Annotated in this window: 8 protein-coding genes; 3 read left to right on the top strand and 5 right to left on the bottom strand. The window is 72.8% G+C overall.

Going from position 1 to position 10,501, the window contains the following annotated elements; all coding sequences use genetic code 11:
• The 3 genes from QSK45_RS37235 to glgB form a co-directional block, all read left to right on the top strand.
• The coding region (locus QSK45_RS37235) for an alpha-glucosidase C-terminal domain-containing protein (protein ID WP_285563389.1) at positions 1–381 on the top strand (381 nt) is incomplete at its 5' end.
• A gap of 87 nt (positions 382–468) precedes the next feature.
• A complete protein-coding gene (locus QSK45_RS37230; protein ID WP_285563388.1) occupies positions 469–1,839 on the top strand; it encodes a maltokinase N-terminal cap-like domain-containing protein in 1,371 nt (456 codons plus the stop codon).
• Between the two features lie 28 nt (positions 1,840–1,867).
• On the top strand, positions 1,868–4,078 hold the full coding sequence (gene glgB / locus QSK45_RS37225) for a 1,4-alpha-glucan branching enzyme (protein WP_285563387.1): 2,211 nt from the start codon (positions 1,868–1,870) through the stop codon (positions 4,076–4,078).
• A 450-nt stretch (positions 4,079–4,528) separates the two neighbouring features.
• On the opposite strand, the gene QSK45_RS37220 is transcribed toward glgB, so the two are convergent.
• From QSK45_RS37220 to QSK45_RS37200, 5 genes are all read right to left on the bottom strand, one after another.
• A complete protein-coding gene (locus tag QSK45_RS37220; RefSeq protein WP_285563386.1) occupies positions 4,529–6,763 on the bottom strand; it encodes a HelD family protein in 2,235 nt (744 codons plus the stop codon).
• Positions 6,764–6,929: 166 nt separating this feature from the next.
• Positions 6,930–7,262: a thioredoxin gene (gene trxA, locus QSK45_RS37215; RefSeq protein ID WP_285563385.1), complete on the bottom strand. Its 333-nt coding sequence runs from the start codon at positions 7,260–7,262 to the stop codon at positions 6,930–6,932.
• Positions 7,259–7,687 carry a MerR family transcriptional regulator gene (locus tag QSK45_RS37210; protein WP_285563384.1) on the bottom strand — a complete coding sequence of 143 codons (429 nt, stop codon included), beginning with the start codon at positions 7,685–7,687 and terminating at the stop codon, positions 7,259–7,261. The genes trxA and QSK45_RS37210 overlap by 4 nt, the downstream gene beginning before the upstream one ends.
• Before the next feature lie 154 nt (positions 7,688–7,841).
• Complete coding sequence (locus QSK45_RS37205) at positions 7,842–8,606, bottom strand: DUF2127 domain-containing protein (RefSeq protein WP_285563383.1); 765 nt, start codon at positions 8,604–8,606, stop codon at positions 7,842–7,844.
• Positions 8,607–8,701: 95 nt separating this feature from the next.
• Positions 8,702–10,372: an MFS transporter gene (locus QSK45_RS37200; RefSeq protein WP_285563382.1), complete on the bottom strand. Its 1,671-nt coding sequence runs from the start codon at positions 10,370–10,372 to the stop codon at positions 8,702–8,704.
• Positions 10,373–10,501 lie beyond the last annotated feature (129 nt).

Genomic DNA, 10,501 nt, shown 5'->3' with positions numbered 1-10,501 from the left:
GACCCGGTCTACGGCTACCAGGTCACCAACGTCGAGGCGTCGATGTCCTCGCCGTCGTCGCTGCTGCACTGGACCCGGCGCATGATCGAGATCCGCAAGCAGAACCCCGCCTTCGGTCTCGGCTCGTACGACGAACTCCCGTCCACCAACCCGGCGGTGCTCGCCTTCCTGCGCGAGTACGAGGACGACCTCGTGCTGTGCGTCCACAACTTCTCCCGGTTCGCGCAGCCCACCGAGCTGGATCTGAGCCGGTTCGGCGGACGGCACCCGGTCGAGCTGTTCGGCGGGGTGCGCTTCCCGGCGGTCGGTGACCTGCCGTATCTGCTGACCCTCGCGGGACACGGCTTCTACTGGTTCCGGCTGCGCCGCGACCCGGCGTAGTCCCGGCGGGTGGGGCGGTGCGTTTCCACCGCCCCACCCGGGGCACGCATCAGTGACACCCCGACCCGGGGAAAGGACGTGACGCCCATGACGGAAGCGGTCACCCCTTCATCGAGCAGCACCCTCGACTCACTGGCCCCCTTGCTGCGCGCCTGGCTGCCCCGGCAGCGCTGGTTCGCGGGCAAGGGCCGCCCGGTCACCGGCTTCACGCCCGTGTCCGTGACCCGGCTCCTGCCCGCCGGGGGCGGGCTGGGCCTGTACCACGTGCTCCTGCGTGTCCACCAGCCACCGGATTCCGCGCACCCCGGCGACTGCTACCAACTCCTCATAGGCGCGCGCGAGGCGCTGCCGCCCCGGCTGGCGCCCGCGCTGATCGGCCATGTGACGCACGGCCCGCTCGCCGGCCGCACGGTCTACGACGCCCTGTACGACCGCCGGCCCGCCGAGGTGCTCCTGGAGGCGCTGCGCACCGGGGCCCGCGTCGGCGGGCTGCGCTTCGAGCGGGACCCGCGCCAGGAGATCCGGCCGCACCTGGTGGCCCGGCCGCTGGCCGCCGAGCAGTCCAACTCCTCCGTGGTCTACGGAGACACGTTCGTTCTCAAGCTGTTCCGCCGGGTCGTCCCCGGCGTCAACCCCGATCTGGAGCTGCCGCTGGCGCTGGCCCGCGAGGGCTGCCCCCGGGTGCCCGCGCCGACGGCGTGGTTCCGCGCGGAGTTGGCTGGACGGGCTTACGTCCTCGCGGTGTTGCAGCCCTTCGTGAGCGGGGCCGCCGACGGCTGGGAGCTGGCGCTGCGCGAGCTGGCCAAGGGGGAGGACTTCACCGCCGAGGCACGGGCGCTGGGCCGCGCCACGGCCGAGGTGCACACCGCGCTGGCACGTGCCCTGCCGACGGTCACCCTCGGGCCCGCCCAGCTCGGGCCGCTGGTCGACGGGATGACCGGGCGGCTGGCGGCGGCGGCCCAGGCCGTACCGGTGCTGCGGCCGTACGAGGCCGGGCTGCGCTCGGCGTACACGGCGCTGGCCGAGCTGGCCGCGGGCGGCCGGACCTGGACCGCCCAGCGGATCCACGGGGACCTGCACCTCGGGCAGTGCCTGCGCGCGCCGTCCGGCGACTGGTCGCTGATCGACTTCGAGGGCGAGCCCGCCCGGCCCCCGGCCGAGCGGCGGCTGCCGCAGCCCACGGAGCGGGACGTCGCGGGGATGCTCCGCTCCTTCGACTACGCGGCCCGCTCGGCGAGTTCACCGCCGCCGGGGTGGGCACACGACTGCCGGGCCGCCTACTGCTCGGGGTACGCGGAGGTGTCCGGCCGCGACCCGCGCACCGATCCGGTGCTGCTGCGCGCCTTCGAGACCGACAAGGCCGTCTACGAGGTGGTGTACGAGGCCCGCCACCGCCCCGACTGGCTGCCCGTGCCGCTGTCGGCGGTCCGCCGCCTCGCCGCGTCCGACCCTCACTGACCCGACTCTCGCCCCGGGAGACTCGCTCGTGACGTCGAAGAAGCACCTGTCCGATCCCGCCGTGGCCGCCGAGGACCGCGCGCGGCTGCTGGGCGCCACCCACCACGACCCGCACGCCGTCCTGGGCGCCCATCCGGTGCCCGGCGGGGTGGCCTTCCGGGCCCTCCGCCCGCACGCCCGCTCGGTCACCGTCGTCTGCGGCACGCTGCGCGCCCGCCTGCGCGACGACGGCGACGGCTTCTTCTCCGGACTGCTCCCGCTGGACGCCGTGCCGGAGGCTTACCGGCTGCAAGTGGCGTACGACGACACGGTCCACGAGACGGAGGACGCCTACCGGTTCCCGCCCACCCTGGGCGAGCTGGACCTGCATCTGATCGGCGAGGGCCGGCACGAGCAGCTGTGGCGGGCGCTCGGTGCGCACGTCACGACCCGGCAGGGTGCGCGCGGAACCCGGTTCGCGGTGTGGGCGCCCGACGCGCGGGGCGTCCGGGTAGCCGGGAGCTTCAACTTCTGGGACGGCACCGGGTTTCCGATGCGTTCGCTCGGCTCCTCGGGCGTCTGGGAGCTGTTCGTGCCGGGGATCGGCGAGGGCGAGCTGTACAAGTTCGAGATCACCCGGCCCGACGGCTCGCGCACCCTGCGCGCCGACCCGCTGGCCCGGCGCACCGAGGCCCCGCCGGCCACGTCCTCGATCGTGTACGCGTCGCACTACGAGTGGGGGGACGCGGAGTGGATGGCGCACCGGGGGGACACGCCGGTGCACGAGGCGCCGTTCTCCGTGTACGAGGTCCATCTCCCGTCCTGGCGGCCCGGGTCGTCGTACCGTGAACTGGCGGACCGGCTCACCTCCTACGTGTCGGAGACGGGCTTCACGCACGTGGAGCTGATGCCGGTCGCCGAGCACCCCTTCGGCGGCTCCTGGGGATACCAGGTGACCGGCTTCTACGCGCCCACGGCCCGGCTGGGCGCCCCGGACGACTTCAAGTACCTGGTGGACCGGCTGCACCGGGCCGGCATCGGCGTGCTGATGGACTGGGTGCCGGCCCATTTCCCGCGCGACGCCTGGGCGTTGGCCGAGTTCGACGGGCGGCCGCTGTACGAGCACCCCGATCCGCTGCGGGCCGCGCATCCCGACTGGGGCACGCTGGAGTTCGACCTCGGCCGTCGGGAGGTGCGCAACTTCCTGGTGGCGAACGCCCTTTACTGGTGCGAGGAGTTCCATGTGGACGGGCTCCGCGTGGACGCGGTGGCCTCCATGCTCTACCTCGACTACTCGCGCGAGCCGGGCGGCTGGCGGCCGAACGAGCGCGGCGGCCGGGAGAACCTGGACGCGGTGGCCTTCCTCCAGGAGATGAACGCCACGGTCTACCGCCGTTGTCCGGGCGTGGTGACCATCGCCGAGGAGTCCACCGCGTGGGACGGGGTGACCCGGCCGACCCACGTGCGGGGGCCGAGCGGGTTCGGCGGGCTGGGCTTCGGCCTGAAGTGGAACATGGGGTGGATGCACGACTCGCTCCGGTACATGGCGCACGACCCCGTGCACCGCTCGTACCACCACCACGAGATGACGTTCTCCATGGTGTACGCGTACAGCGAGAACTACGTCCTGCCGATATCCCACGACGAGGTGGTGCACGGCAAGCGCTCCCTCGTCTCGAAGATGCCGGGCGACTGGTGGCGGCAACGCGCGGACCTGCGCGCCTACCTGGCCTTCATGTGGGCGCACCCCGGCAAGAAACTCCTCTTCATGGGCCAGGAGTTCGCCCAGGGCGCCGAGTGGTCCGAGGCCCACGGCCCCGACTGGTGGCTGCTCGACCCCTCCTACCCCGCCGAACCCGACCACCGGGGCGTCCGCGACCTGGTCCGCGACCTGAACAGCCGCTACCGGGCCGTCCCGGCCCTGTGGCAGCGCGACACCGATCCCGCGGGCTTCGAGTGGATCGCCGGGGACGCGGCGTCCGACAACGTCCTCGCCTTCCTCCGCCGCGATGCCCGCGGCACCCCTCTCCTCGCCGTCTCCCACTTCTCCCCCGTCGTCCGCCCCGACTACCTCGTCGGCGTCCCGGACGACGTCCCGGCGTGGACGGAGTGCCTGAACACGGACGACGGGCGCTACGGCGGCAGCGGCGTGACCAACCCGGGCCCCCTGAAAACGGAGCCCCGCGGCGCCCACGGCCACCCGACCGCCGTCCGCCTGACCCTGCCGCCCCTGGCTACGGTGTGGCTGCGACCGGCCTAGCCACACCGAGGAGAACACCGCGTCCGACCTGGACTTCCACACCCGTGCCGCCACGCGCGGCGACGTCCTCGGCGTCGGCGCGGCTCCCGGGGCCCGGGAGGCCGCCGTGGGGGCGGACTACCCGGACGGTCCCGGGAGGGGGCGACTGCGGCGGGACCACGGACTGGCCGAGGTCCTCTTCTCGGCGGAGTTCCCCGAGGGGGCGCTGTCCTGTGACGGGATCAGCGTGCAGGCGCACCGCTCGATCCACGGTGCGTGCGCACCGCCGGCCCTGGTGCGCGCGTACGGGGAGTTCCGGCCCCGGGTCCGTTCCGCCGGGCTGCGGTCGGCGATCGTCGCCCTCGGGCACGAGGTCGAGCCCGAGGAGGGCGTTGGGCGTGAGCCCCGGGTGGTGGGGGCGCGTGGGCCGGGTGGGCCCCGGAGGGGATGCCCCCGGGGCCCGCGAAGCGGCTACGCGTCCTGCCCGGCCAGGGCCGCGGGCAGGTCGCCGGTGTGCAGGACGCCCAGCCGCTGGGTGGCCCGGGTCAGGGCGACGTACAGGTCGCTGGTGCCGTACTCGCCCGGTTCGACCACCAGGACCGAGTCGAACTCCAGGCCCTTGGACTGGCGGGGGTCGAGGAGGACCACCGCCCGGGTGAGGTCGGGTTCGGCACCGGCGGTGACGCCGTCCAGGCGGCCGGCGACGGCGCGGTGCAGGCGGCGCGGGGCGATGACCGCCAGCCTGCCCTCCACCGGGGCGAGTTCGGCGACCGCCTTGGCCACCGCGCCGGGCAGGTCGTCGTGCGCCCGCCGCACCCAGGGCCGTACACCGGTGGACCGCACGGAGCTGGGCGGCCGGAAGTCCGGGTGCTCGGCGCGGACCACGGCCGCGGCGAGGTCCATGATCTCGGACGGGGTGCGGTAGTTGACGCCGAGACGCGTGTGCTCGTACCGGTCCTCGACATAGGGCGCGAGGATCTCCGACCAGGAGCCGGCCCCGGCCGCCTCCGCGGTCTGCGCGGGGTCGCCGACCAGGGTCATGGAACGCGTCGGGCAGCGCCGCATCAGCAGCCGCCAGGCCATCGGCGAAAGCTCCTGCGCCTCGTCCACGATGATGTGCCCGAACGCCCACGTGCGGTCGGCGGCGGCGCGCTCCGCCGCGCTGCGGTGGTCCTCTTCCTCCTGCCGCTCGGCGAACCGCTCGGCGTCGATGATGTCGTGCGCGGACAGCACCTCGGAGGCGTCCGGGTCACCGTCCTCCTTGTCCTCGAACTCATAGGTCCGCGACGCGTACGACACGTCCAGCACCCCCTGCGCGTACGCGATCCGGGTCGCGCGCTCGCGGTCGGCGCGGTCCCGGGCCGACCGCTCGTCCTCGCCGAGGAGTTCGGCGGCCTCGTCCAGGAGCGGGACGTCGGCGACGGTCCAGGCGCGGGTCACCGGCCGGCGGATGGCGGCGGCGTCCTCGTCGGCGACGTACCCCTCGGGCTCCGCCAGGAAGTCGGCGACCAGCCGCCGCGGGGTGATGCGGGGCCACAACCGGTCGATGGCGGACCAGACTTCGGGGTTCTCGGCGAGTTCGTCGCGGATCTGGGTGATGTCGGAGACGTCGAGCAGGCTGCTGCCGTCGTACGGATCGGTACCGACCCGCTCGGCGTACAGCTCGGTGAGGGTGTTGAGGATGTGCCCCTCGAAGTGCTCGCGGGCCGCGTTGTGCGGCAGCTTCGCGGCGCGGGTGCGTTCCCGGGCGACCCGCACCAGGCCGTCGTCCAGCATCAGCACCTCACGGTCGTGCTCGATCGCGAGGACCGGATCGGGCAGCGCCTGCCGGTCGCGTACGACCTCGGCGAGCACGTCGGCCATGTCGGCGCGCCCCTTGACCGCGGCGGCCTCGGGGGTGTCGGCGGCGGTGGCCTTCACCCCGGGGAACAGCTCGCCGACCGTGGCCAGCAGGACGCCGGTCTCGCCGAGGGAGGGCAGCACCTCGCCGATGTAGCCGAGGAAGGCCGGGTTGGGCCCGACGATCAGCACGGCCCGGCGGGCCAGCAGCTCCCGGTGCTCGTACAGGAGGTACGCCGCGCGGTGCAGCGCCACGGCGGTCTTGCCGGTGCCGGGACCGCCCTCCACGACCAGCACGCCCCGGTGCGGCGCCCGGATGATCCGGTCCTGGTCGGCCTGGATCGTCCGCACGATGTCGCCCATCCGGCCGGTGCGCGCCGAGTTCAGCGCGGCCAGCAGCACGGCGTCGGCGTTGTGGTCCTCGTGCCCGGTGCGGGTGGCGTCGCCGAGGTCGAGGATCTCGTCGTGCAGGTGGGTGACGGCGCGGCCCTCGGTGGCGATGTGCCGGCGCCGCCGCAGCCCCATCGGGGTGTGCCCGGTGGCGAGGTAGAACGGGCGGGCGACCTCGGCACGCCAGTCGATCAGGACCGGGGTGCGTTCGGCGTCCTCCGCGCGCAGCCCGATCCGGCCGATGTGGTGCGTCGTCCCGTCCGCGAGATCGATCCGCCCGAAGCAGAGCGAGCCGTCGACGGCGTTCAGCGCGGCGAGCAGTCCGGACCGCTCCGCGACCAGGATGTCCCGCTCCAGCCGGGCCTGCATGGGCTTGTCGCCCTGCGCGAGCGCGTCCCCGACCGAGGTCTCGACCGCACCGCGCAACGCGTCCACCCGCGCGTACAGTCCGTCGATGAATTCCTGCTCGCGGCGCAATTCATCGTCTGGAAATTCGGTGTTTGACAATTCCGCTCCCGCTCGGATATACTGTGCCCACAAAGCTTTTCCGTGACCCGCTTGCGTGAAGTCACGAACCACCGAATATACGCGCAGAAATCCCCCGGACGCAATTGTCCGGGGGATTTCTCGTGTGCGGATCGCTTTACAGCGCGTCGTCGAGTTCCGCCAGGAGCCGCCGCTTGGGCCGCGCACCCACCATGGACCGCACGGGCCCACCGTCCCGGAAGAGCATGAGGGTGGGCGTGGACAGCACGCGGTAGGCGAGGGTCGTCCGGGGATTGCGGTCGACGTCCACCTGTACGACCTTCACCCGGTCCCCCTCCTCCCGGGCGATGTCCCTGAGCACCGGCGCGAGCTGCCGGCAGGGCCCGCACCAGTCGGCCGTGAACTGCACCAGCACCGGCAGGCCGGCGCCGATCACCTCCTCCTCGAAATCGGCGTCCGTCACCTCGGCGAGTCCATTCGTCAAGCTCATGAGAATTGCCCTCCCAGTTCGCACAGAGGCTCCGGACCCCCCGGAGCCGGCGCGTCGGCGGCCAGCGCGTCGCGGGCCCGCTCGGCCCGCCGCAGCTGCCCCGCGACGGTCTCCCGCACCTCCGTCAGCTGTCCGATGAGCGCGTCAAGCTCCGCGAGCTTGCGCCGGTAGACCACGAGCGACGCCGGACAGGAGTCCCCCTCCGGGTGTCCCGCCCGCAGACACTCCACGAACGGCCGCGTCTCCTCCAGCTCGAACCCGAAGTCCCGCAGCGTTCTGATCTGCTCCAGCAGCCGCAGGTCCTCCTCGCCGTACGCCCGATGGCCCTTCTCGTCCCGCCGCGCCGGAAGCAGCCCCCGCGCCTCGTAGTACCGCAGGGCCCGCGTCGTGGTCCCGGCCCGAGCGGCCAGCTCGCCGATTCGCATGGATACGACGGTAGGACTTGACGCGGACGTCAAGGCAAACGGCGCGGCGGACCCGGTCCGGCACCGGGGCGAGGACCGGCCTGGGCTCCCGGTACAGCACGGGACCGCCGCACCCGACGGGGCGCGGCGGTCCCGCGTGCGCGGGCGGCGGTCCTCAGACCAGCACCCCCGCCGACTCCTCCACCTCCAGCAGCGACGCGCTGTGGCGTTCCTCGTCGAATGCGCGGCGGCCGCCGCGCAGGCCGAAGAGGCGTTTGGCGAGGGCGATGTAGAGGACGGCGAGGATGTTGAGGGTGAGGGTGGCGATCTTGACGTAGCTGATCTTCTCGGTCAGCTCGTAGATCTCCAGGGGGAGGAAGGCGGCGGTGGCGACCACGGTCAGGTATTCCGCCCAGCGCTTGGCCCGCCACAGGCCCACCGCCTCGACCAGTTCCACCAGGGCGTAGGCGAGGAGGACTCCGGCGACCAGGAGGAGCGTGGAGTGCTTGTAGCCGAAGGCCTTCTGGATGGAGCCGATCACCGGCGAGTGGTCGAGGTCGTAGTGGAAGTGGCGGAAGACGGGGCGCAGGACGGTCAGGTACTCGTTGAACAGCCGCCGTACCGCGTCCTGGCTGTTGCTGAACTTCCACACCGCCACCGCGACCAGGACGATGAACACCCCGCGCACGGCCCGCTCGATCGCGAGGAACCGCAGGATGAACAGGTCCCGCAGCACCTTGCCGCGCGGCACCAGCGGCGCGTCCTCCGCCGGCCCCGACCCGTGCGGCTCGCCGAGCACGAAGTCACCGCAGCGCAGACAGCGCCACACGTCCCCGAGCGCGGTCTGCGCGTGCAGCCGTACCCTCAGCCGCGGATCGTCCGGCGCGTAGGTCACGTGCCCCTTGCGCGCGCAGGTCCGCCGGTCCCAGTCGATCTTCATGTCCCCCGTGCCTCCATGCACCTACAGACGCCACACACCGACGTGCCGTTCCGGTCATCCGGCACGGCACGTTAGTGGATGTTGGCGAGAAAGCGTCAGCCGGCGGTGGTTTCCGCCAGTTCCTTCCTCGCTTCCTCCACTTCGGCGGACGTCGCGCGGCGCGGCAGCAGGAAGGCGACCAGGACGGTGCCGATGCCGAGGATGACCGCGCCGACCAGGCTGGTGTGGGCGACGGCGTCGGAGAAGGAGGAGCCGACGGCCTCGGCCATCCGGTGGGCGCCGGTGGCCAGCTCGGTGGCCTGCTGCTTGAGCTGGGCGGCCTGCTGGGGGGTGCTCGCGTGGGCGGCCTGGGCGGCGACCTGGTGGGCCTTGTCGGCGATGCCCTGGGCGACGGCGTAGCCGGCGCCGACCGAGTCCTGGGCGCTCTCCAGGGCGCTCGGCGGGAGCTTGCTGCCGGCGGTGGCGTCGGTGAGGTGGTCGCCGTACGACGTGGCCAGCAGCGAGCCGAGGATGGCGATGCCGAGGGAGCCGCCGAGCTCCAGCGAGGTGTCGTTGACCGCGCCGCCGACGCCCAGTTCGGACTCGGGGAACGCGCCCATGATCGCGTCCGTGCAGGGCGAGAGGGCGAGGCCGATGGCGAGGCCGAGGATGATCAGCGGGGCCAGGAAGTCGCCGTACGTCGAACCGGCGTCCACCTGGGTCAGCAGGGCCAGCGCCGCCGTGCCGCCGACCATGCCCGCGGTGACGGTCCACTTCATGCCGACACGCGGGGTGAGCCAGCCGGTGAGGGCCGAGCCGACGAACACGGCGCCGGCCAGCGGCAGCATCCGTACGCCGGTCTCCAGGGCGTCGTAGCCGAGGACGAACTGGAGGTGCTGGGTGAGGAAGTAGAACGCGCCGAAGACGGCCAGGAAGAACAGGGCGACGGCCAGGTTGGAGCCCGCGAAGCGGCGGTGCGCGAAGCGGCGGACGTCCAGGATCGGGCGCGGGTGGCGCAGCTCCCACAGGACGAAGGCGATCAGGCCGACGCCCGCGATCACGGCGGCGGCGACGGCCTTGCCGCTCCAGCCGAAGTGCGGTCCCTGGATGATCATGTAGACGAGTGAGCCGGTCCAGATCACCGACAGCAGGCCGCCGACGTAGTCGACGCGGTCGTGGTGGCCGGCCTTGGACGGCGGGACGAGGACGAGTGCGGCGAGGAGGGCGACGGCCGCGATCGGCACGTTGATCAGGAACGTCGAGGACCAGCCGTGGTCGCGCAGCAGCGCGCCCGCGACCACCGGGCCCGCGGCGATGGCGAGGCCCGCCGTCGCCGTCCACAGCGTGATCGCCTTGGCTCGCTCGGCCCGCGGGAAGGTCGCCGCGAGCAGCGACAGCGTGGCCGGCATGATCAGCGCCGCGCCGACGCCCATCACGGCGCGCGCCGCGATCACGGTCGCCGCGCTGTCCGCGAGGTAGCCGAAGACCGCGCCGCCGCCGAAGACCAGCAGGCCGAGCACGAGGGCCCCGCGTCGGCTGTACTTGTCGCCGATCGCGCCGAGCAGCAGCATCAGCGCCGCGTAGGGCACGGTGTAGCCGTCGATCACCCACTGGAGGTCGGCGCTGGAGAGGCCGAGGTCCTTCGTCATGTCGGGCGCCGCGACCGTGAGGGCCGTGTTGGCCATCACGATGATCAGCAGGCTCAGGCAGAGCACGAGCAGTGCCCACCAGCGCCGGGCGTAGGGGCGCTCCATCTTCTCGACCGGTTCGGTCATGACGAGTCGCATGGCAGGGGGGTTGCCTTCCTCGGATTCGCGACGGAACTTGCACACCATCGTGCAATTGCACAACGATGTGCAATGTACGCCGTTGCATAATGCTGTGCAAGTCGCGGGAGGGCGTACCGGCCACTCCGG

This window comes from Streptomyces hygroscopicus subsp. hygroscopicus, assembly GCF_030269125.1.
Classification (GTDB): Bacteria; Actinomycetota; Actinomycetes; order Streptomycetales; family Streptomycetaceae; genus Streptomyces; species Streptomyces hygroscopicus_C.
This window is presented reverse-complemented; position numbering and strand designations above follow the sequence as displayed.

Bases quoted from the DNA above. Each gene is read 5' to 3' on its own strand.
- QSK45_RS37210 (WP_285563384.1), bottom strand. From the start codon at position 7,687: ATGCGAATCGGCGAGCTGGCCGCTCGGGCCGGGACCACGACGCGGGCC.
- QSK45_RS37200 (WP_285563382.1), bottom strand. From the start codon at position 10,372: ATGCGACTCGTCATGACCGAACCGGTCGAGAAGATGGAGCGCCCCTAC.
- QSK45_RS37205 (WP_285563383.1), bottom strand. From the start codon at position 8,606: ATGAAGATCGACTGGGACCGGCGGACCTGCGCGCGCAAGGGGCACGTG.
- trxA (WP_285563385.1), bottom strand. From the start codon at position 7,262: ATGAGCTTGACGAATGGACTCGCCGAGGTGACGGACGCCGATTTCGAG.
- QSK45_RS37230 (WP_285563388.1), top strand. From the start codon at position 469: ATGACGGAAGCGGTCACCCCTTCATCGAGCAGCACCCTCGACTCACTG.